Consider the following 21,581-nt stretch of genomic DNA (forward strand, 5'->3'; position numbering starts at 1 on the left):
AGATGAACGCGCATACCAATCTGATCGACCGTTATTTCGACGCATGGAACGAGACCGACGGCGCGCGCCGCCGCGAGTTGATCGCATCGACCTGGGCAAGCGACGCCGACTACCGCGATCCGCTGATGACCGGCTCGGGCCACGACGGTATCGACGCGATGATCCGCGCGGTGCAGGAGCGCTTTGCCGGCCACACGTTTCGACGCTCAACCGACGTCGACGGTTTCGGCAACCGCCTGCGCTTTTCATGGGAACTGGTGACGCCAGCCGGCGAGGCGATCGTCAAGGGATCCGACTTCGGCATGGTCGACGCGCACGGTCGTCTGCAGACGGTGACCGGCTTCCTGGATCAGGTGCCCGCAGGGGCTTGAGGCTCACCGCCGGCACCATCGCCACCGACAACCTTTCACGGAGGCCATCATGCCCGAACCCGTTGGCGTCACGGCTCATTCGCCTGTGCGCGGATTCGCGCGATTCGCACACGCCCTCGACGCGCTCTGCGGCGCAATCGCCAGCTTTGCGCTTCTGGCCGGCGCGCGCGCGTTCATGTTCACCGCGTTGCTCGGCTGGCGCGAACCGGTGCTGGGCGGCACCGGGCTGATGCTGCTCGCGGTGATCGGCTGGTTGCGGTGGCGCTGTCGCGCCAACCTGCGGCGCGTGTCCAGCGGGTCTTGCGCGGCACATTGAATCTCGCCGAAGCGCGCGGCGTTGCTTGCTACAATCGTTTGCCATGTTGCGTTCAAGGCAATCGATTCGAATAACCGCAAGCAACTTGCATGGAGACACAGTGCTAAAAAATCTCGATCCCCTGCTCAACGCCGACATCCTGCATGCACTACGCTCCATGGGTCATGGCGACGAACTCGTGATTTGCGACGCCAATTTTCCCGGCGACTCCGTCGCGCATTCCACAGTGCTCGGCAAGCTGCTTCGTATGGACGGCGCCAGCGCGCCGCGTGCGGTCCGCGCCGTGCTCTCGGTCATGCCGCTGGATACGTTCATCGAACAACCGGCGTCGCGCATGGAAGTGGTTGGCGAGCCGCATACCATTCCCGCGGTGCAGCGCGAGGCGCAGATCGAGGTGAATGCCGCTGAAGGCCGCGAGGTGTCGTTTGCGTCCATTGAGCGCTTCGCGTTTTACGAGCGCGCGCGCAACGCCTACTGCGTGATTGCGACGGGCGAAGAGCGCGGTTACGGCTGCTTCGTGTTCACAAAGGGCGTTCTCCTCGCGCCGGACGCGCCGCGTTCGTAGTCTGACGCCCCCGCATTGCGTCAGCGAGCGTCATCCGGGGGCGATCAGGCGCTTGCCCGCCTTGGAAAGCGCCGGCAATCCACATATGCTCGGAGGCAGATCCGGGAACTGCGGCGTTGCGGCCGGGTCTGCTGCTTATTCATCTATAGGAGCACCTCATGACGCGTCCCGTCGATTCCGGCGTTATTCTCATCGCGCGTATTGCGCTCGCCGTTCTGTTCCTGTGGGGCGGTGTGATGAAACTGCTGGGCTATGCGGGTTTTGTCGGCTATCTGCATTCGAAGGGCGTACCGTTCGTACAGATCGCCGCGCCCATCGGCGTGGTGGTCGAGGCATTGGGCGGCCTGCTGCTGGTGGTCGGCTTCAAGACGCGGCCGCTCGCGCTCATCATGGCGGTATACACGGTGGCCGCCGCCGTGCTGGGCCACGATTTCTGGAACGTGACCGAGGCCGCGTTGCAGCGCGACATGGTGATCCATTTCTGGAAAAACATCGGTATAGCCGGTGGTTTTCTGCTGCTGTTCGTGACCGGCGCGGGGCGCATCAGTATCGACGGCGCCCGCGCGCCGCGCGGCGGGCTAGGCCTCTGAGCGCGGCTTGGCCGACGAGCCCGCCGGTTTTGCCTCGCTGTCGTATTCGGCTGCAATCAAGGGAGCACATATGATTCAAAGTTTCGAGCAATCCATTGGCGGCAAGGTGCTGCAGTTGTGCGCGAGTCTTGGCGAGGGGCCCACGCCGCATCGCGTGATAATCAGCCTCGCGGATTCCGCGAAAACGCTGGTGGTTCTGGATGCCTCCGGGTTCCTCGGCACGATCAAGGCCGAAATCGAGGAGCCGGAAAAACTGATCGCGGATGCCATCGCCAAGGCGCAAAACGAAGGGCTGATCGAAGCCGCGATCAATACCGGCACGATTCAGGAGGCGGCGCTGTAGCGCGTTGGCGCCTTCACATGCCAGGCGCGTGGCGGTCCGGATTTGCCGCTTGACCTACCGTTGACGACCCCGTGGCCTTGAGCCGCCGGGGTCTTTTTTTGCGCGGGTCGCAAGGGGACGGACGGCACGGCGAGGCGGATAAGGACCCGGGCGGCAGACGCGCGGCACGCGGACCGCAGGCGGCAATTGCGCGACCGGCAGAGGCGTAACCGGCCAACCGCAACCCGCACAAGCCACAGCCGGCAACCGGCGAGCTACAAGCGGCGAGCTACAACCGGCAAGCTACAACCGGCGAGCTACAACCGGCGAGCTACAACCGGCAAGCTACAACCGGCCCATCTCACCGCGAATTGCCCACCCCAACAGAATCCGCTTCGCGCCTGGCCGGCGTCGACGAATGCGGCTGCGGATGCACGAGGCAACTCATCACCCCGCCGAACACCAGCAGACCGACCGAGATCGCGGTCGCCGCCTGCATGCCCGCGACAATCTGCGTCGGCGCCGAACCGCTGGCGAGCGCGCCGAATGCTGCCACGCCCACGGCGCCGCCCGCCTGACGCGCGGTATTCAACACCGCCGAGGCCGTGCCCGCCAGCCGCGCTTCCGCCGATGCAAGCACGGCAGTCGTCATGGCCGGGACGGCGAGCCCCATGCCGGACGGAATCATCAGGAACGGCAGCAGCAAGCCGATCAGCGGCGTGTTTGCATCGACGAAATGCAGCAGGCCGTAGCCGAGCCCGGCGGTGACCGCGCCGGCGATCATCGGCACGCGCACGCCGAAGCGTCCGACTACCCAGCCGCTCGCCACATTCGAAATGAGAAACCCGCCCGTCAACGGCAGAAACGCGAGGCCTGCCTGCAACGGCGTGTAGCCGCGCGCCCGCTGCAGGTACAGGCTCAGCACGAACACCATCCCGTAATAGGTCATGTTCACGCAGATGCCGAACAGCACGGCCGCGCTGAAACTGCGCTTGCTAAAGAGCGAGAGCGGCAGCATCGGCGCGCGCGCCCGAGCTTCGACCGCGACGAACGCGCCGCCCGCGAGCGCCGCCAGCACGAAGCCGCCCGTGACGAGCGGATGACTCAGTCCGAGCGGCCGCCATTCGATCACTGCGGCGACAAACGCGGTCAATGCGATTACCGCGAGCGACTGGCCGGTCAGATCGATGCTGCGCGGGTTTGCGTCGGTCTTCACGGCGTCCGGCGAGGCGGGGCGAGCGCCTTGCGGGCGCGGTATGCACACTAGCGTCGCCAGAAAGCCGGCTGCGCAAATCGGCAGATTGACGAGGAAAATGCTGCGCCAGCCGAAGGCCGCGATCAGCAGGCCGCCCGCCACCGGGCCGGCCGCGATGGAGATCGCGCCAGAGGCGGTCCACAGTCCGACCGCGCGGGCGCGAAGTTTCGGATCGTGTCCATACGACTGATTGAGCAGCGCCAGCGAATTCGGCAGCATCGCGGCCGCGCCGACGCCTTGCAGCGCGCGCGCCGCGACGAGCATGGGCGCGTCGAGCGCGAGCCCGCAGGCGAGCGAGGCCAGCGCAAACAGTACGATGCCCGCCGCATACAGCCGGCGCGTGCCGAAGCGGTCGCCCAGCGCGCCGGCCGACAGCATCAGCACCGCGAAGGCGAGCGTGTAGGCGTCGACGACCCATTGCAGGCCCGCGACATTCGCGTGCAGATTCGCGCCGATCTCCGGCAACGCGATGTTGACGATGGTCACGTCCAGCTGCGTGACGACGAAGCCCACGCTGACAGTCGCGAGCACGCGGCCGAGGGCGGGCGAAACGGATGTTTTCAAGGAGTTCATGCTGAACATCGTAGGCCGATACGGCGCGCGATGTTTCGGGGCGGCGTGAAGTGTCGATGTCGGACGAAAGGCGGGCGGCAGCGGCCCGCGCCGGCACAAATGAAAACCAAAACGGCGCGCCCGAAGGCGCGCCGTCCGCGTCACGACCCGCAAGCGCCGGATCAGCGCTTTTTCGGCGCGTCCTTGATGAACAGCGTGGTCAGTGCGCCCAGCACGCATATCGCGCCGACGTACAGCGGCGCGGCCATCGGGTTGGATTTCATCATCAGCGATACGGCAATCGGGGTGAGTCCGCCGAACACCGCATACGCGACGTTGTACGAAAACGAGATGCCTGAGAAACGCACGACCGGCGGGAAGGCTTTGACCATGACGAACGGAATCGCGCCGATCACGCCGACGAAAAGGCCCGCTGCGCCGTACAGCGGCACGAGCGCGGACGTGTCGACGGCGAGTTGCCGGAACATCTCGTAGTAGATCACCGCCAGCGCGAGGCCGCCGATGAAAATCGTGCGCCCCGCGCCGACGCGGCCGGCAATCGAGCCGGCCATCACGCAGCCGATCGTCAGGCACAGCGTCGCCACGCAGTTTGCGAGCAGCGCGGTGGCCGGCGCGACATGAAACTGCTTTTGCAGCAGCGTCGGCGTCATCAGGATCACGACGACGATGGCGGCGGACAGCATCCACGTGAGCAGCATCGACACGATCACCGCGCGGCCGTGATCGCGCAGTACGGCCTTGAGCGGCACCTCGGCGGCAATTGCCTTGCGCTGCTTGAGTTCGGCGAACACGGGCGTTTCATGCAGCCAGCGGCGCAGGTAAACCGAGAACATGCCGAACACGCCGCCGATCAGAAACGGAATTCGCCACGCGTAATCGGCGATTTCCGCGGGCGCGAAATTGCGATTCACCGCCGAAGCGATCAGCGAGCCGAGCAGGATGCCCGCCGTGAGGCCGGCCGTCAGCGTGCCGCACGCGTAGCCGACGTGCCGCTCGGGCACGTGCTCGGAGACGAACACCCACGCGCCGGGCACTTCGCCGCCGACCGCCGCGCCTTGCATCACGCGAAACAACAGCAGGAGAACCGGCGCCATCACGCCGATGCTGGCGTAGGTGGGCAAAAGGCCCATCATCAGCGTCGGCACGGACATGAGCAGCACGGAAAGCGTGAACATGCGCTTGCGGCCAAACAGGTCGCCGAAGTGCGCCATGATGATGCCGCCGAGCGGCCGCGCCAGATAACCCGCGGCGAAGATGCCGAAGGTCTGCACCTGCCGCAGCCAGTCGGGCATCGCGGCCGGGAAGAACAACTGGCCGATTGCCGGCGCAAAAAACACGAAGATAATGAAGTCGTAGAACTCGAGCGCGCCGCCCAGTGCCGCGAGGCCGAGCGTTTTATAGTCGCTGCGCCCAAGCGGGCGTGGGGTGACAGCCTGCGCTCCACCCAGATTTGTCGCTTGCATTGCTATGTCGTTGTCTTGAATGGGAAAACCACGTGTGGCGTGGAAAAACGGCGGTCGTCGGCGAGAAGTGTGGAAACGGCTGGGTAGAGCGCGGGACACCGGCGCGCCGGCCCGGGTAGGGCGGCGCGATGACGAAAGAAGCCAGCGTGCGATTTTACAGGATCGAAGCGAGCTGTTTCGGGAAGTGCTTAATTAGATTGGGAAAGTTCCCCCGAGGCCGCGCTTGGGTCCTCCCGGACAACGGCGCGCGGGGGCAGGCGTAGGCCGTTGTAGTCCGTTGGCCGTTTGTCGAACGGATTCGTCTGAGCAGTCGCTAAATTAGGATTGATCCTATGGGATAGGGACGGTGGGCCTTCGAGAATCGCGTCCACGCCATTGTTAAGAGCTATCCCATGCGTATTGCCATACTCCAACGCGATCCCGTCGTGCGTCTGTCGATCGAAAAAGTCCTGACGGCTGCCGGCCATACCTGCGCGGGCTACGACGACGGCCTGACCATGTCGAAAGCGCTGGCCCGATCCACGGTTGATCTGCTGGTGCTGGACTGGCACGGCACCCGTCTGTCCGGCACCGAGGTGCTGAGAACGGCGCGCGCGGTCGGCGGCGACCGCGTGCCGGTGATCTTCGTGTCGCGCGAGACGTCGGAGGAGAGCACGGTACGCGCGTTCGTCAACGGCGCCGACGACTACGTCGCGCTGCCGCTGCGCCCGGCGGAGTTTCGCGAACGCGTGTCGGCCCTGCTGCGGCGCGCCTATCCGGAGCGCTTCGGCACCGCGAGCTTCGACGTGGGCCCGTACCGCTTTGACACGCATCGCCAGATCGTGATGCTGCGCGGCCAGCCGGTCGCATTGTCCGGCACGCAGTACCGGCTGGCTTCACTGTTCTTTTCGAACATCGGCCGCGTGATGTCGCGCGACCACATCTTCGCGATGGTGTGGGGGCGCGAATTCCGCGAGTTCACCCGCACCATCGACAGCCATGTGTCGCGGCTGCGTCTGCTGCTCGAAATCGAGCCGCAAAACGAGTTTCGCCTGCAGCCGGTATATAAGAGCGGCTACAAGCTGCTGCATCTGCGTCACGACGATTCCGTGCATGCACAGCAGGCGGCCTGAAGCCTTCGCGCGCGCTCAGAGGCGCGGCAATTCCGGCCGCGTTTCGAGCGACCTGCGGATCAAGGCCTCAACAGCCGCGCGCTCATCGCCCACTAGCGGCAGGCGCGGCGGGCGCACCGGCTCCGTGCCGAGTCCCACCATCGTTTCGGCGAGCTTGATGTTCTGAACCAGCTTCGGCGATACGTCCAGCGCGAGCAACGGCGCGAACCAGCGGTAGATCGCCCGCGCTTCTTCCAGCCGTCCGGCTTTCAGCAGCCTGTAGATCGCCACCGTCTCATGCGGAAACGCGCACACGAGACCGGCCACCCAGCCATGTGCGCCCATCAGCATGGCTTCCATCGCGAGGTTGTCGACGCCGCACAGAATCGCGAAGCGGTCGCCGACCGCGTTGATCAGATCGGTCACGCGCCGCACGTCGCCGCACGATTCCTTGATCGCGACGATCTTCTGCTCGTCGGCGATCTCCGCGAACATCTCGGGCGTCATGTCCACGCCGTACGCAAGCGGATTGTTGTAGATCATGAGCGGCAACGCGCTCGCGTCGGCGACGCTGCGAAAATGCTGCAGCGTCTCGCGCCGGTCCGACAGGTAGCGCAGGCCCGGCAGCACCATGAAACCGGCGGCGCCGCGGCGGCTGCCGGCTTCGGCCTGGCGGCAGGCGTCGAGCGTGCTGTTTTCTGCGATCGTCAGAAGCACCGGCACGCGGCCGCGCGACGCTTCTACGGCGATGTCGAGCACCTGCAGCTTTTCGTCGAGTGAGAGCGTGGATGCTTCGCCGAGCGACCCGCATACGATGATGCCGTCCACGCCCGCGTCGATCTGCGCTTCGATATTCCTGGCGGTCCACGCGCGGTCTATGCTGAAATCCGCGTTGAACTTGGTGGTGACCGCCGGCAATACGCCTTTCCAGATATGCGCCACGACTGCTCTCCCGAATGTGATGAGTAAAGCGCAGTGTAAGCAGCGAAAATGCCGCCGTCTTGCGCGAATCGCGCGCGGTGGGTGACGATTTCGGCACAATGCCGATGAGGTCCGCCGCGCCGGACTTCCCGCCGCTTCTGGTTACCGGACCGCTGCAACTGCGCGGCTAGTGCCGTGCAGATCGGCTGTAAGTCCAGTGCAGCGTATTGCAGGACCCGCAGCCGCCCATGCTCGCGAACTCCTGACGCGAGGCGTCGTCATCGCCGAACACAATATCGCGGGCCCTGGCAACACGCCGCTTAGCAATTCGCCGCCTATGCCGGAATCGTCACAATCCACGCGCAGGCGCACCAAGACTCGGGCGTGCGCCGTTCCTACCATGTGCGTCATGAAAACGCTCAATATCATCGACTCCCACACCGGCGGTGAACCGACCCGCCTCGTCGTGTCCGGCGGCCCGGATCTCGGCGGCGGAACGCTCGCGCAACGGCTCGAGGTTTTTCGCAGCCAGTTTGACGACTGGCGTGCCGGCATCGTCACCGAACCGCGCGGCTCAGACGTGGTGGTCGGCGCGCTGCTTTGCGAGCCCGACGACCCGTCCTGCGCGGCCGGCGTGATCTTTTTCAACAACGTCGGCTATCTGGGCATGTGCGGGCACGGCACGATCGGCCTCGTGGTATCGCTTGCGCATATGGAACGGATCGGGCCGGGGCGTCATTGGATCGAGACGCCCGTCGGTGTCGTGGAAGCCACGCTCAACGAAGATGGCAGCGTGGCGGTGCGCAATGTGCCGGCGTACCGCTATCGCAAGGCCGTCGAAGTGGACGTGCCCGGTCATGGCGTTCTGACGGGCGATATCGGCTGGGGTGGCAACTGGTTCTTTCTTGTCGCGGAGCATGGCCATGCGCTCGAGGCGGCGCGCATTCCTGAGTTGACGGCCTTCAGCGCCGCGATTCGCGACGCGCTCATCGAGCAACGCATCACCGGCGCGGACGGCGCGCTGATCGACCATATCGAACTGTTCGGGCCGGGCTCGCGCGATGGCGTTGACAGCCGCAGTTTCGTGCTCTGTCCGGGCAACGCGTACGACCGCTCGCCGTGCGGCACGGGCACTAGCGCCAAGGTGGCGTGCCTCGCGGCGGACGGCAAGCTCGCCGAAAACGCGCGGTGGCGGCAGGAGAGCATTATCGGCAGCGTGTTCGAGGCGAGCTATCGGCATGCGGGCGACGGCGTCCGCGTGATTCCGACCATCACCGGACATGCGCATGTCACGGCGGAAGGACGCCTCTGCTTCGACGAGCGCGATCCGTTCGCATGGGGCATCCGCACGGCATGACGGCGGATGCCTTGATCGTCGGCGCGGGCATCGTGGGCGCGGCGTGCGCGGCCGAACTCGCCGCGCTCGGCATGCGCGTCGAGGTGCTCGACGCGCAAGGTATCGGCGGTGGCGCGACCGCGGCCGGCATGGGCCATATCGTCGTGATGAACGACTCGCCCGCGGAACTGGCGCTCTCGCTCTATTCGCGCGAGCTCTGGCTGGAACTCGCGCCCCAGCTGCGCGCGCGTGATGCGTTCTCGCGCTGCGGCACGCTGTGGCTGGCCGCCGACGACGAAGAATGGCAAGCCGCCCGCGCCATGCATGCCGCTTATCAGGCGCACGGCGTTGCGGCGCAACTGCTCGACGCGCCTGCGCTGCGCGAAGCTGAGCCGGCGGCGGCTGCGTCGCTTGTCGGCGGATTGCGCATCGAGCACGACAGTATCGTGTACGCACCGGCCGCTGCCGACTGGCTGCTGACTCAATCGCCCGCGTGCACAAATATCAGCGTGCGGCTCGGCGCGCCAGTCGTTTCCGTCGACGCGGGCAGCGCGACGTTGGCAAACGGCGAGCGGTGCAGCGCGGCGCGCGTGATCGTCGCGAACGGCATGGGCGCCCGCGAGCTGATACCGGCGCTGCCGCTGCAGCCGAAGAAAGGCCACCTGCTGATCACCGACCGCTATCCCGAACTGATCCATCATCAACTGCTTGAGCTCGGGTATATCAGGAGCGCGCACCATGCGAGCGGCACATCCGTCGCGTTCAATGCGCAACCGCGCACCACGGGACAAGTGCTGATCGGCTCGTCGCGCCAGTTCGACACCACAGACCCCGCCGTCGAAATGCCTGTGCTCGCGCACATGCTGAAGCGCGCGGCGCATTATCTGCCGATGCTGCCGCAACTCAACGGCATTCGCGCATGGACCGGTTTTCGGGCCGCTTCGCCGGATGGCTTGCCGCTGATCGGTCCGGCCGGCGATCGTGCTCCCGGCGTGTGGCTTGCCGTCGGTCACGAGGGTTTGGGCGTGACGACCTCGCTTGCGACGGCGAAGCTGCTTGCCGCGCAAATCGTCGGCAATGCAGCGGCGATTTCTGTCGAACCTTATCTGCCGGGCCGGTTCGCGCACGAGGTGACGCATGAGTGAGAGCGGCAGGGCGCGCATTCGCGTGAGCATCGACGGCGTCGCTATCGAAGTGGACGCCGGCACGACGGTCGCGGCCGCGCTGGTTCTCGCGGGCGCCTCGAGCGGCACGCGCGTGTCCGTGCGCGGCGAGCCGCGTGCCGCGTTCTGCGGCATGGGCGTTTGTCAGGAATGTCGCGTGACGATAGACGGCCGCGCGCATGCGCTGGCGTGCCAGACGCTTTGCCGCGACGGCCAGAGGGTGCGCACGCAGAAGGCGCAGACGCGATGAGGTGCGAGTTTGGGAGTGTGTCCACGCAGGCTGGTCAGCCGTGCTCGGCGTGGGCGCGCGCGACGCGTGGAGTCTTGATGCCTTTCCCACGACGCGCGACGCACGGAGTCTCGGCGGGCTCGCCAACGCCGACGCACGGCGGCTCGGCGGGCTCGCCAACGCCGACGCACGGCGGCTCGGCGGGCTCGGCACCCGCAACGCACGGAGTCTCAAAGGCCTGGCCACGCACGACGCACGAAGTTTCAACGGCCTCGCCAGCCGCGGCGCACGAAGTCTCAACGGCCTGGCCACGCACGCCGCACGGAATCTCAACGGCCTCGCCACCCCCAACGCACGCACTCGCGAGGCTCACCGCTCCCCCGCGACTCCGCCCCCGTGCCTCTGCGTCGAGCCGCACGTCATGCAACAAGTAAAGCCGGACCCATCGTGACCCAGCACTTCGACGTCATCGTAATAGGCGCCGGCCCGGCCGGCCTGCATGCCGCGCTTGCGTCGGCGCGCGAAGGCGCGAGCGTCGCGCTGCTCGACGACAACCCGCGCGCCGGCGGCCAGATCTGGCGTCAAGGTCCGCGCGGCTTGCAGCAGGCGCCGCTACGAACTGTGCTTGCCGAGTTGAACCTCCGCGGCAACGTCAGCCGTTTTCCGTCGACGCGCGTCGTCGCTCCGCTTGCGCCGCGCGGGCTGCTGGTTGAATCGGCAGAACAGGGCGGCGTGTGCATCACGTACACGCGGCTGATTCTCGCGACCGGCGCGCGCGAGCGCTTGCTGCCGTTTGCCGGCTGGACCTTGCCTGGCGTGACCGGCGCGGGTGCGCTTCAGGCGCTGATCAAGGGCGGCATGCCGGTGCGCGGCGAGCGGGTTGTGATTGCGGGCAGCGGTCCATTGCTGATCGCCGCACTGGCCACCGCGCGCGCCGCTGGCGCGCGGGTTCTCGCGGTGGTCGAGCAGGCGCCGGCCGCGCATGTCGCGCGCTTTGGCGCGTCGCTGCTGCGTGAACCGGCGAAGTTGCGGCAGGCCATCAGCATGACGCGCGGTTTCGCCGGCGTGCAGTACTGGACCAGCAGCATGGTCGAGGCGGCGCGCGGCGAGGGCCGCGTCCAACAGGTCACGATTCTGCGCGGCGAGCACCGTGTCACGCTCGATTGCGAGCGCGTCGCGTGCGGCTTCGGGCTTGTGCCGAACGTCACGCTTGCACAAGCTCTCGGCTGTGCGATCGACGAAAAGGGCGGCATTGTGGTCGATGGCGCGCAGCACACGTCCGTCGACGGGGTATTCGCGGCCGGCGAGTGCACCGGTGTGGGCGGCGCGGAACTGGCTGCGGTCGAAGGCGAACTCGCCGGCCTGGCGGCGAGCGGCGCAACGCGGGATTGCAGCGCACTGCACGCCCAACGGGCGCGCTGGCGGCGCTTCGCGGCTAGCGTCGAAACGGCTTTCGCGTTGCAGCCGGCCGCGCGCACGCCGCCCGCCGACGACACGCTGCTGTGCCGTTGCGAGGACGTCAGCGTCGGCGAAGTGCGCGTGTTCAACAGCTGGCGGGACGCGAAGCTGCATACCCGCTGCGGAATGGGCGCCTGCCAGGGGAAAGTGTGCGGGACCGCTGCGAACGTGTACTTCGGCTGGCCTCCGGCGGCGCCGCGTCCGCCGTTCAGTCCCGCGCAGATCGGCACGCTGATGGCAGCGGGCGCCCAGCGGCCGAGGGCCGAATAACGCGCGCGAATCGTCGCCAAGGTGCGCTTATTGGCGGCGAATGTGGGCTTTATAATCGACGGCGCATGCACCGCGAATCAAACGACCACACAGCCAGGCGCCGACGCATGCAGCGCTTGCGCATGCTCTCATAAACGGCTCGGACCCACGGGACCCGCACGATGAACACGCTGGCTCATCCGTTCTCACCTGAGGAAACAACGTTGTCCGGCATGCTGTCGCACTTCAGGCAGCTGGAGCCGGTGTTCGACGCGCTGCCCGACGTCGTGTTCTTCGTGAAGGACGCCGACGCGCGCTACGCGCTCGTGAACCGCACGCTCGCTTCGCGCTGCGGTTTCAAGGAGAAGGCAGCGCTCCTCGGCAAGACGGCCGAGGACGTGTTCCCGCGCCGCTTCGGCCGCATTTATACGGCACAGGACGAAGGCGTCATTCACGTCGGCAATCAGATGATCGATCAGCTCGAATTGCACCTTTATCCGGGACGTCAGCCGGGCTGGTGTCTGACGAGCAAGCAGCCGCTGCGCGACGCGGCGGGAAAGGTTATCGGGCTGGCCGGCATCTCACGCGATCTGAGAGCGGACGAAAGTAGCCATCCCGCCTACAGCAGGCTCGCGGCGGTGGTGCAGTTCATCCAGGAAAACTACGTGCAGCCGTTGAACCTGAAGCAGCTGGCCGTAATGGCGGATATGTCGGTCGCGCAGCTCGAGCGCTATTTCCACAAGGTGTTTCATCTGACGCCGCGCCAGGTGTTGCTGAAAACGCGGCTCGATGCCGCCACCGCGCTGCTGCTTTCGCACGACAAGGTCACCGACGTCGCCGCGCTATGCGGCTATACCGATCACAGCGCGTTCACGCGGCAATTCAAGGCGACTGTCGGCGTCACGCCGACCGAATACCGGATGCTGCTGCACGGCACGTCAACAAACTGAACCTTGGCTTATGGTTCGCCGCAAGCATCACTATTACGTGTACGTCGTCGCGCTCGACGACAAGGTCTGGAACGAGGCGCGCTTTCGTCGCGCAAATCCTGACTACCGGTTCGACAAGCCGTGCGTGTATGTGGGGATGACCGGGCTCGATCCCGATCTGCGCTTTGACCGGCACAAGGCCGGCATTCAGGCGAATCGCTACGTGCGCGACTACGGCTTGCGCCTCTTGCCTGAACTGTACGAGGTGTTCAATCCCATGCCGTATCGCGGCGCACAGGACATGGAAGTGGAATTGGCGATTGGACTACGCGAAGCGGGATACGGCGTATGGCAGGCGTAAGCGTGCGTTATTTGACGCCCAGCCCGCGCAGCACGGCATTGCCTTCGGGCGTCAAGCGGATGCGCGAGCCGCCTGCTTCGTTCGAAATGGTTTCGATCAGACCGGCTTCGTGGAGTTGCGGAATCTCGGGTTTGGCGGAGGCGTCGATCGGCGCGTGCAGAAGGAGCAGCAGCGTCGCCAGTTCGTGATGGCTCAGCAGACGGCGCAGGATGGTCGGACGCCTCGCCGGCGCAGCGTTGTCGTTGGTATTCTGTTCGGGCTGGTTCATGTGCGCACCTCGTGCGTTAGTGTCCGAGGCATGATGGGGACGAAGTCTTAAACGATTCTTAAGAAGCATTGTCCTGTAACACCGTGACACGAAGATGGCACTCACACGCCTTACCAACCGTTAACAGCGGGCTTCCGGCGACACTCGACGGGTTCACGGCGCGCAGGTTTTCGCGGCCGTTTCGATCCACAGATTGTTGACATGTCGCTTGCCCGCATAGAAGCGGTAAGTGGTCGCTCCATTGTCGCTGCGCACCTTGATCACGTTTGAATCGCCGAAGTCCAGCATCTGGCCCTGCGGAATCGACGTGGATTTGAACGCGGCATTGTGGTTGGAGGCCAGTTGCGTCAGGCAGGCGATGACGTCGTTGACCGAGCGCTGCGTCGTAGTGTCCGTGACCGGCTCGCCGGCGTCCGGGTTCTTCTGAAAGTAGGCGCAAGCGCTGAGAAAGAGGGGAACTGACAGGACTACGGCAAACTTCTTCATATCTCTCCTGGCGTTTCATGCGGCGGGCGGTGGGTGTGGGCGAACCCGAGGCAGCGTTAGCGTGTTGCGGCCGCACACAGCCACCGCGGACACCGCCGCAGACATAACTGGCGGCACAGCCGCGCGGCGCGGACCGCGAATCAGGCGTCATTATATCGGGCGAAGCCTCGCCCCCAGCCGATGGCGCATGCTGCGTGCCCGGGTGGCCAGCTTATCGCGGCCGCTTCTTTCCGCTGCTTATCTCCGCCGCTGCGCCTGCGCCGCGAGCCGCACGGCAGCATTGCCCGCGCCGTAGCCGTCATAGCCGCCGCGCCGCTCGACGATCTCCATGAAAAAGCGCTGATCGAGCTGTTCCGTATAAGCGTGGAAAAACTCCCCGCCGCGCTCGTCGCGGTCATAGAGGATGTTGTGCTCGCGCAGCGCTTCGAGCGTCTCATCCGGCAGCGCATAACGGGCGGCGAGATCGTCGTAGTAATTACGTGGGATCCGCAGCACCGGCAAGCCGTCGGCGACGAATTCGGGAATCGCGCTGAAAATGTCGCCCGTACTGAACGCCACGTGGTTCAGACCCGAGCCGTGATAGGTGTGCAGCGCTTCCGCCACCGCCGTATGGTGATCCACGGATGCGTTCAGCACCACGCGCACCGAACCGTCGCGGCTGCGCAGCGCGCGGCTGCGCACGAGACCATACGGATCGGGCACGAGCACGCCGGGCTCGGCCTGAAAGCCGAACGCCGTGCGCAGAAACAGCACCCATGTATCGAGCGAATTCGCCGGCACCGCGAGGCACACGTGATCGATGCGGCTGAGCGGGCCGACTTCCGCCGGCCCGTTGATGTCCGTGAGCACGAAATCGGCTTCGAACAGCGTGGGCTGGTCGGGAGTTTCGTCGACGAAATAATTCAGGCTGCCGTCCGGCGCCTGCACCGCGGGCAGCACGCGTTCGTTCGGGCCGACCTGACCGGAGAACGGCGCATAGCCGAAGCCGGCGGCGCGCTCGAACGCCTGCTTCGCGTCGTCGACGCGAAACGCCGATGCGCACAGCGACAAACCGTGCTGCTGGAAGAACGCATTGGCGAACGAATCAGGCTCAGCGTTCAGCACGATCGAAGCGGCGCCATGCTGATACAGCGTCACATCTTTCGAACGATGCTGGCCTGCCTGGCGAAAGCGCAGCTTGCCGAGCCAATCCGCGAGATGCGCGCGGGTGGTGTGGTCCACGGCGAATTCCAGGAACTGATAGCCGACGTGCGCGGGCGCCGCCGGCGACTCGTAAAGCTCGCCCACCGGTTGCCGCCCGCTTTCCAGCAACGCTCGCGTCTGCTCCTCGAGAAACAGCAGCGAACGATGCCCGTCCGCGGCGGTAATCGTGGTGGGCGCGGCGCGAAAACCGTCGTTGAAAATTTCCAGCGAAAGCGGGCCGTTGTAGCCCGCTTTGACGACCTGAGCCGTGAAGTTCACGACGTCGAAATCGCCCTGGCCCGGAAAGCAGCGGTAATGGCGGCTCCATTCGAGCACGTCCATGGCAAGCCTGGGCGCGTCGGCGATCTGCACGAACGCAATGCGCTCGCCCGGAATATCCGCGATGCCCTCGACGCTGTCGTTAAGCGACAGCGTGTGGAAGCTGTCGAGCACGAGTCCGAGATTAGGGTGGTTCACCGCGTTCACGAGCTTCCACGCGTGCCGGTAGGTCTTGACATGCCTGCCCCACGCGAGCGCCTCATAACCGGCGATCACGCCGGCCGCCTCGGCCACCAGCGCGAGCGCGCCGAGCTGCTCGGTCATCAGCGCGTCGTCGCAGATGGTGTCTGGCGACACATTGCTGCACACCAGAATGCGGTCTGTGCCGAGTTCGTGCATCACGTCGAACTTGCGTTTCGCCCGGTCGAGATTGCGTGCGAGGCGCTCGGCGCTCACGCCGTCGAAGTCGCGAAACGGCTGAAACAGCATGATTTTCAGGCCGAGGTCTTCCGCGATGCGCCGCACGTCGGCGGGTGAGCCGTCGAAATACAGCAGGTCGTTTTCGAAGATCTCGACGCCCTCGAAGCCGGCCGCCTGAATCGCGGTCAGCTTCTCGACGAGGGTGCCGCTGATCGACACGGTGGCGATGGAACGTTGCATGAACGGCTCCTGCAAAAACAGTCGGACGGCTGCCGGGAACGCGCATCGTAGGTGCGCCGGCTTTCCCGCAGACATTGTTGCGATGCGAAAAATGGGCTAGTTCGTTACTTGTTCAGCAAGACGTGAGCCAGAATTGCCCATAGTAAGCGCATTTTTCGACAGCATATACAAACTAACTAGATGGTACAAATTCGTATAAACCCCGAATGACGCGGACGGCTCATGCGCGCACACTTCGCCCTATGTTGAGAAGCGTTGCGGGTCCGTGGCCGGGCGCTTCATGTTCCACTTTTGCAACTACGGTGCAGGGGAGCGGAGCGAGTGCTGTGCATGAGACGGAGCAGTGCGCTGGAGCGCGAACTTCGGATCGAAGGCTAAAGCGCTGATTCCGGTCCACAGGAGACGATCATGAGTTTCGCGTCAGTACTGGTCCTCAATGGGCCGAACCTCAACCTGCTCGGCACACGCGAGCCGGCCATCTACGGCTCCGAGACGCTGGACGACGTGGCCCGGCTTTGCCGCGACGCAGGCGAGCGTCTCGATTTGTCGGTCGATTTCTGTCAGTCGAACGCCGAGCACCAACTGATCGACTGGCTGCACGCGGCGCGCACGAAGGCCGATGGCATCGTCATCAATCCCGCTGCGTACACTCACACGTCGGTGGCGATTGCCGACGCGCTGGCAGCAATCGAAAAGCCCGTCATCGAAGTGCATATTTCAAACGTGCATCGGCGCGAGGCGTTCCGGCATCACTCGTATGTCTCGGCGGTGGCGGAGGCGATCATTGTGGGTTGCGGTACGCAAGGCTACGTGCTCGCGCTCGAGCGGATGGCCACCATCCTCAAGAATAGGGCGGCCAAATGAACACGCCAATGAATGCACAAACAAGTGCGCAGGCCAGCGCCAATTCGTATCTGGTCGGTCTGATCGGCTCGGGCATTGGCGGATCGCTGAGCCCCGCGATGCACGAGGAAGAAGGCAGCCAGCTCGGCTTGCATTATGTGTACCGCCGCATCGATCTCGAAGCGCTGAAGCTCGACGTTTCAGCACTGCCTGACCTGCTGCTTGCCGCCGAACGCATGGGCTTCAACGGTTTGAACATCACGTATCCGTGCAAGCAGGCGGTCATTCCTCTGCTCGACGAATTGTCCGACGATGCCCGCGCGCTCGGTGCGGTCAACACCGTGCTTTTCAAGGACGGCAAGCGCATCGGCCACAACACGGACTGGTCCGGCTTCGCCCGCGCTTTTCAACGCGGCTTGCCCGACGTGTCGCTCGAACGCGTCGTGCAACTGGGCGCGGGTGGCGCGGGCGCAGCGGTCGCGCATGCGGCGCTCGCCATGGGCGCGCAAACGCTGACCCTGTTCGACGTCGACGCGGCTCGTGCCGCATCGCTCGCGGCGGAACTGCAAAAGCGCTTTGCCGACCGCACAGTCACTGCGGGCGCCTCGTCCGACGCAGCGCTCGGCGAAACGCTCGCCGCCGCCAACGGCCTGATCCACGCGACGCCCACCGGCATGGCCAAGCTGCCCGGACTGCCGCTGCCTGCCGAATTGCTGCATCGCGGTCTGTGGGTTGCGGATATCGTCTATTTCCCGATTCGCACCGCGTTGTTGCAGGCGGCCGAAGCGCTCGGGTGCCGCACGCTGACGGGCGGCGGCATGGCGGTGTATCAGGCAGTCGACGCCATGCGCATCTTCACCGGATGCGAGCCCGATGCCGAGCGCGTCTACACCCATTTTCAGTCGTTGCTGGAACGCTAACCGGTTGCGCACGCCGGTAAATGACGGACACCTAACCAGTTAGAGGAGACGAGAACCCATGCCGCAACCGATTCAATCCAGTCCAGCCGACGCAAAGAGTCAGGCCGGTGCGCATACGACCATGAGGGCCACTACGGCGCGCCGCTCCAATGCCCGTTATCAGATACTCGGGCTGCTCGCCGTCGGCACCATGATCAACTATCTGGACCGTACGGTGCTCGGCATTGCCGCGCCGCAATTGACCAAGGAACTTGGCATCAACGCCGCGCTGATGGGCCTGCTGTTCTCGGTGTTCTCGTGGAGCTACGTCGCTTCGCAAATTCCGGGGGGCCTTTTTCTGGACCGCTTCGGCAGCAAGCTGACCTATTTCCTGTCGATGACGTTCTGGTCGCTTTGCACGCTCGCGCAAGGGCTCGTGCACGGCGTTGCCGGGCTGTTCGTGTTCCGTCTCGGTCTCGGCGTCTCCGAAGCGCCGTGCTTCCCGACGAATAGCCGCGTCGTGGCCACGTGGTTCCCGCAGAGCGAACGCGCGATGGCGACGGGCACCTACACCGTCGGCGAATATATCGGGCTCGCTTTCTTCAGCCCTTTTCTGTTCATGCTGATGGGCGCATTCGGCTGGCGTTCGCTGTTCTATGTCGTGGGCGGTGTGGGTATTGCGTTCGGTCTGGTCTGGTGGTCGATGTATCGCGAACCGCGCGATCATCCGTCGGCGAATCAGGCCGAGCTCGACTATATCGAGGCAGGCGGTGGCCTCACGCAGCGGCACACTGCCGCCGCCGCAAGCAACGCAACAGCGCCTGCGAAAAGCGGTTTCGAATGGCGCACCATTGGCCGCCTGCTCAAGCATCGTCAACTGACGGGCATCTGTCTCGGCCAGTTCGCCGGCAACTCGACGCTCGTGTTCTTTCTCACGTGGTTCCCGACCTACCTCGCCACGGAACGTCATATGGGCTGGCTGAAGATCGGCTTCTTCGCGATCATGCCGTTCATCGCGGCGTCGGTCGGCGTGATGTTCGGCGGGCTCTTTTCCGACTGGCTGCTGCGCCGCGGCAAGTCAGCGAACGTCGCGCGCAAGCTGCCTATCATTGCCGGTCTGCTGCTGGCGTCGACCATCATTCTCGCCAACTACGTAGAAAGCAATGTCGCCGTGATTGCGATCCTTTCGGTAGCGTTTTTTGCGCAGGGCATGGCGGCGCTTGGCTGGACGCTGGTGTCGGATATTGCGCCTGAAGGGCTGCTCGGCGTCACCGGCGGCATCTTCAACTTCGCCGCGAATCTGGCCGGCATCGTGACGCCGCTCGTGGTCGGCTTCATCGTGGCCGCGACGGGATCGTTTGTCGGCGCGCTGGTGTTTATCGGCGTCGTGGCGCTGATTGGCGCACTGTCGTACATCTTCATTGTCGGCGACATCAAGCGGATCGTGCTGGTGGATTGAGCGCGGGCGCTGGTGCCAGTGCAAATGCCAGGACAATAAAAAGCGGGACGTGGCGCAGGCCACGTCCCGTTTCGCATTGGCAAGCGCGCGTGATGCGCCTCAGTCTTCCTTGCGTACGAAACGCAAGACAGCATCCACGATCATCGCGCGATGACGCGCGCGCAATCGCGGATGCGACGGATCGCGGCCAAACGCCGTGCCGAACGTATGACGATTGCCGACGCGATGAAAGCACAGCGAACTGATCAGCAGATGCAGGTCGATCGCGTCGACGTCGCTACGGAATTGGCCCGCCGCCACGCCGCGTGCCAGCAGGTCTTCAATCGTGTGAATGACGGTGACGTTGCGGCCTTTGAAACTCTTGACCTGCTCGACGTACTTCGCGCCGTTGATGTTCTCGATTGTCACGAGGCGCACAAAGTCCCGCTGGCGGTCGTGATAGTCGAACGTGAATTCGACGAGCGCGCGCATGCCTTCAACAGGATCGAGCTCGCTCACATGCAGGTCCTGCTCGAGCGCGCGAATGTCGCCATATACTTTTTCGAGCACCGCCTGATACAGGCCTTCCTTGCTGCCGAAGTAGTAGTACAGCATGCGCTTGGTGGTATTCGTGCGCTCCGCGATTGCGTCGACTCGCGCACCCGTCAGTCCCATTGCGGAGAACTCCTGCGTCGCGACGTCGAGGATGTTGCGCCTGGTCTGCTCAGGGTCGTACTTGCGGCGGGCGTCGGTACGTCGGGCGTCGCTGCGTCGCGCGTCCTTAGGCGGCGCGTCGGACAGGATGCCGTTGGTATCGGATTCGGCGGCCTTGCTTCCCTTTTTCATTGTGTATTCGAGCTATTCGAGCGGCGGTGACGGCGCATTCTAGCATGCGTAAAACAGGCTTCCGCGCGTGTTTCGGCGCGTTTCTGCACGTTTCGACGCGTCGCGTCCTGCGTCGATGTTTCTCACGATGCAGCCCGAAGCCAGCTCATGTGCACGCCGTTTCAAGCGGAGCTGCGAACCCGCCGGCGACGCGCTGCGAACGCATCGCGCGTTTGCATTGCGGTGTAGGTCAACTGTGCTGCCGCGAGACCGAGCGCACCGTAGGCGGGCGTGAGGCCGAATGCGGCGAACGCTTCGGGCACCGGGCGCTCGCCCGCAATGGCCGCGGCCAGCAATTCCCCCGCGACAGTAGTGGGCGCCATGCCATGTCCGCCGAAACCGACGGCATGCCAGACGCCGTCCACGCTGCGGCCGATTTGCGGCATCTTGTGACGCGCGTAGCTCATCAGGCCGCCCCACGCATAATCGACGCGCACGTCGTGCAGTTGCGGATACACCTTCAGCAGATCGCGCCGCAGTAAGCCCGCGATAATCTCCGGCGCGCGGTCGCGTACCGAGATGCGACCGCCCCATAGAATGCGTGTGTCGGGCAAAGGCCGGTAGTAGTCAAACGCGAAGCGGGTGTCGTAGACGGCCGCACGCGTGCCGATCGCACTCTGCAGACGCGCGCCGAGCGGCTCGGTCGCCATCACGTAGGTGGCAATGGGCAGCACCGCGCGTTCAACTTTCGCGTACACGTTGCGCGCATAACCGCCGCCTGCCATCACCACATGCCGCGCGTCGACGGCGCCTTGCGGCGTATGCACGATAAAGCCTGCGCCGTCGCGCTGCAAACGCACCACAGGCGACTGCTCGTGAATCTGTACGCCTGCATTGGCCGCTGCGTGCGCGACGCCGAGCACGTATTTCAGCGGATGAAAGTGAAACGCGTTGCGCTCGAAAAGGCCGCCGTGATAACGGCGCGTCTTCAATTGCGAGGCAAGCTGCTCTGCGGTCAGCGGTTCCCAATCGACGCCGAACGAATCACGCATCAGGCGACGCTGCATGTCGAGTCGTGTCGGCTCGTCGAACCAGTTCGCGAGAATCACGCCAGCGTCGGTCGCGTCGCAATCCATGCGATAGCGTGCGATGCGCGCGCGCATCAGATCCATCGCGTCGATGGTGAGCGTGTACAGCTCGCGCGCGCGAGCCGCGCCCAGCGTTCGGACCAGATCGGCACAATCGAGGCTGTAGCCGCCGAACACAAAGCCGCCGTTGCGCCCGGATGCGCCGAAACCGACTTGCCGGGCTTCGAGCACGGCCGCATTCCGGACGCCGCGCTCGGCAAGCCCCAGTGCCGTAGAAAGTCCCGCAAGCCCGCCGCCAACGATGCAAACGTCAACACTTTGCCGGCCGGCAAGCGGCGCGTAAGCAGACGGGCGAGCGACAGTGGCTTCGTAAAAGTTTTCCATGGCGGCTAGCGTAGCGGCAATCGCCGGTCCGCGTCCA

Annotated in this window: 23 protein-coding genes; 15 read left to right on the forward strand and 8 right to left on the reverse strand. The window is 64.9% G+C overall.

Annotated features, from left to right (window positions below; all coding sequences use genetic code 11):
* Positions 1-2: 2 nt before the first annotated feature.
* The 5 genes from A3AC_RS0102055 (at position 3) to A3AC_RS0102075 (ending at position 2,185) form a co-directional block, all read left to right on the forward strand.
* Positions 3-371 carry a nuclear transport factor 2 family protein gene (locus A3AC_RS0102055; RefSeq protein WP_025596813.1) on the forward strand — a complete coding sequence of 123 codons (369 nt, stop codon included), beginning with the start codon at positions 3-5 and terminating at the stop codon, positions 369-371.
* A gap of 49 nt (positions 372-420) precedes the next feature.
* The gene (locus tag A3AC_RS28950; RefSeq protein ID WP_035474465.1) at positions 421-687 is read left to right on the forward strand and encodes a hypothetical protein; all 267 of its coding nucleotides are present in this window, start codon (positions 421-423) and stop codon (positions 685-687) included.
* Between the two features lie 100 nt (positions 688-787).
* Entirely contained in the window at positions 788-1,252 is a 465-nt protein-coding gene (locus tag A3AC_RS0102065; RefSeq protein WP_025596817.1) for an RbsD/FucU family protein, read from the forward strand.
* 158 nt (positions 1,253-1,410) lie between these two features.
* Entirely contained in the window at positions 1,411-1,842 is a 432-nt protein-coding gene (locus A3AC_RS0102070; protein WP_025596819.1) for a DoxX family protein, read from the forward strand.
* A gap of 70 nt (positions 1,843-1,912) precedes the next feature.
* Positions 1,913-2,185 carry a hypothetical protein gene (locus tag A3AC_RS0102075; RefSeq protein WP_025596821.1) on the forward strand — a complete coding sequence of 91 codons (273 nt, stop codon included), beginning with the start codon at positions 1,913-1,915 and terminating at the stop codon, positions 2,183-2,185.
* 340 nt (positions 2,186-2,525) lie between these two features.
* Here A3AC_RS0102075 and A3AC_RS0102080 read toward each other — a convergent pair whose 3' ends face one another.
* Positions 2,526-3,992, reverse strand: coding sequence for an MFS transporter (locus A3AC_RS0102080; protein WP_025596823.1), 1,467 nt, complete (start codon positions 3,990-3,992; stop codon positions 2,526-2,528).
* A 161-nt stretch (positions 3,993-4,153) separates the two neighbouring features.
* Positions 4,154-5,455 carry an MFS transporter gene (locus A3AC_RS0102085; protein WP_025596825.1) on the reverse strand — a complete coding sequence of 434 codons (1,302 nt, stop codon included), beginning with the start codon at positions 5,453-5,455 and terminating at the stop codon, positions 4,154-4,156.
* 392 nt (positions 5,456-5,847) lie between these two features.
* Between A3AC_RS0102085 and A3AC_RS0102090 the strand changes: the two genes are divergently transcribed.
* Positions 5,848-6,567 (forward strand): response regulator transcription factor, encoded by a 720-nt coding sequence (locus A3AC_RS0102090; protein WP_025596827.1) that lies wholly within the window; start codon positions 5,848-5,850, stop codon positions 6,565-6,567.
* Between the two features lie 15 nt (positions 6,568-6,582).
* Here A3AC_RS0102090 and A3AC_RS0102095 read toward each other — a convergent pair whose 3' ends face one another.
* A complete protein-coding gene (locus A3AC_RS0102095) occupies positions 6,583-7,488 on the reverse strand; it encodes a dihydrodipicolinate synthase family protein (RefSeq protein WP_025596829.1) in 906 nt (301 codons plus the stop codon).
* 379 nt (positions 7,489-7,867) lie between these two features.
* Here A3AC_RS0102095 and A3AC_RS0102105 point away from each other — a divergent pair, with 379 nt between their 5' ends.
* From A3AC_RS0102105 to A3AC_RS0102135, 6 genes are all read left to right on the forward strand, one after another.
* The gene (locus A3AC_RS0102105) at positions 7,868-8,824 is read left to right on the forward strand and encodes a 4-hydroxyproline epimerase (protein ID WP_025596831.1); all 957 of its coding nucleotides are present in this window, start codon (positions 7,868-7,870) and stop codon (positions 8,822-8,824) included.
* Complete coding sequence (locus A3AC_RS0102110; RefSeq protein ID WP_025596833.1) at positions 8,821-9,948, forward strand: NAD(P)/FAD-dependent oxidoreductase; 1,128 nt, start codon at positions 8,821-8,823, stop codon at positions 9,946-9,948. The genes A3AC_RS0102105 and A3AC_RS0102110 overlap by 4 nt, the downstream gene beginning before the upstream one ends.
* Positions 9,941-10,216 carry a 2Fe-2S iron-sulfur cluster-binding protein gene (locus A3AC_RS0102115; protein ID WP_025596835.1) on the forward strand — a complete coding sequence of 92 codons (276 nt, stop codon included), beginning with the start codon at positions 9,941-9,943 and terminating at the stop codon, positions 10,214-10,216. The genes A3AC_RS0102110 and A3AC_RS0102115 overlap by 8 nt, the downstream gene beginning before the upstream one ends.
* A 426-nt stretch (positions 10,217-10,642) precedes the next feature.
* Complete coding sequence (locus A3AC_RS0102125) at positions 10,643-11,923, forward strand: FAD-dependent oxidoreductase (RefSeq protein WP_025596839.1); 1,281 nt, start codon at positions 10,643-10,645, stop codon at positions 11,921-11,923.
* Positions 11,924-12,084: 161 nt separating this feature from the next.
* Complete coding sequence (locus A3AC_RS0102130) at positions 12,085-12,852, forward strand: AraC family transcriptional regulator (RefSeq protein WP_025596841.1); 768 nt, start codon at positions 12,085-12,087, stop codon at positions 12,850-12,852.
* A 10-nt stretch (positions 12,853-12,862) separates the two neighbouring features.
* Entirely contained in the window at positions 12,863-13,192 is a 330-nt protein-coding gene (locus A3AC_RS0102135; RefSeq protein ID WP_025596843.1) for a hypothetical protein, read from the forward strand.
* Positions 13,193-13,199: 7 nt separating this feature from the next.
* On the opposite strand, the gene A3AC_RS0102140 is transcribed toward A3AC_RS0102135, so the two are convergent.
* The 3 genes from A3AC_RS0102140 to A3AC_RS0102150 all read right to left on the reverse strand — a co-directional run bounded on the left by A3AC_RS0102140 (position 13,200) and on the right by A3AC_RS0102150 (position 16,067).
* Positions 13,200-13,460 carry a hypothetical protein gene (locus tag A3AC_RS0102140; RefSeq protein ID WP_025596845.1) on the reverse strand — a complete coding sequence of 87 codons (261 nt, stop codon included), beginning with the start codon at positions 13,458-13,460 and terminating at the stop codon, positions 13,200-13,202.
* A 153-nt stretch (positions 13,461-13,613) separates the two neighbouring features.
* The gene (locus tag A3AC_RS0102145; RefSeq protein WP_025596847.1) at positions 13,614-13,946 is read right to left on the reverse strand and encodes a hypothetical protein; all 333 of its coding nucleotides are present in this window, start codon (positions 13,944-13,946) and stop codon (positions 13,614-13,616) included.
* Positions 13,947-14,183: 237 nt separating this feature from the next.
* Positions 14,184-16,067: a bifunctional sugar phosphate isomerase/epimerase/4-hydroxyphenylpyruvate dioxygenase family protein gene (locus A3AC_RS0102150; RefSeq protein ID WP_025596849.1), complete on the reverse strand. Its 1,884-nt coding sequence runs from the start codon at positions 16,065-16,067 to the stop codon at positions 14,184-14,186.
* Between the two features lie 408 nt (positions 16,068-16,475).
* Between A3AC_RS0102150 and aroQ the strand changes: the two genes are divergently transcribed.
* Genes aroQ through A3AC_RS0102165 form a run of 3 tightly spaced genes read left to right on the forward strand, consistent with a single transcriptional unit; the run spans position 16,476 to position 19,268 of the window.
* Positions 16,476-16,931, forward strand: a complete 456-nt coding sequence (gene aroQ / locus A3AC_RS0102155) for a type II 3-dehydroquinate dehydratase (RefSeq protein ID WP_025596850.1) — start codon at positions 16,476-16,478, stop codon at positions 16,929-16,931.
* A gap of 8 nt (positions 16,932-16,939) precedes the next feature.
* Positions 16,940-17,830: a shikimate dehydrogenase gene (locus tag A3AC_RS0102160; RefSeq protein ID WP_442856446.1), complete on the forward strand. Its 891-nt coding sequence runs from the start codon at positions 16,940-16,942 to the stop codon at positions 17,828-17,830.
* Positions 17,831-17,888: 58 nt separating this feature from the next.
* Positions 17,889-19,268, forward strand: a complete 1,380-nt coding sequence (locus A3AC_RS0102165; RefSeq protein WP_025596854.1) for an MFS transporter — start codon at positions 17,889-17,891, stop codon at positions 19,266-19,268.
* A gap of 99 nt (positions 19,269-19,367) precedes the next feature.
* Here A3AC_RS0102165 and A3AC_RS0102170 read toward each other — a convergent pair whose 3' ends face one another.
* Positions 19,368-20,093, reverse strand: coding sequence for a TetR family transcriptional regulator (locus A3AC_RS0102170; protein ID WP_025596856.1), 726 nt, complete (start codon positions 20,091-20,093; stop codon positions 19,368-19,370).
* A 161-nt stretch (positions 20,094-20,254) separates the two neighbouring features.
* Complete coding sequence (locus tag A3AC_RS0102175) at positions 20,255-21,544, reverse strand: NAD(P)/FAD-dependent oxidoreductase (protein WP_025596858.1); 1,290 nt, start codon at positions 21,542-21,544, stop codon at positions 20,255-20,257.
* Positions 21,545-21,581: the final 37 nt, after the last annotated feature.

The sequence above is a fragment of the Burkholderia sp. WSM2230 genome, from assembly GCF_000472445.1.
In the GTDB taxonomy this organism is placed as follows: domain Bacteria; phylum Pseudomonadota; class Gammaproteobacteria; order Burkholderiales; family Burkholderiaceae; genus Paraburkholderia.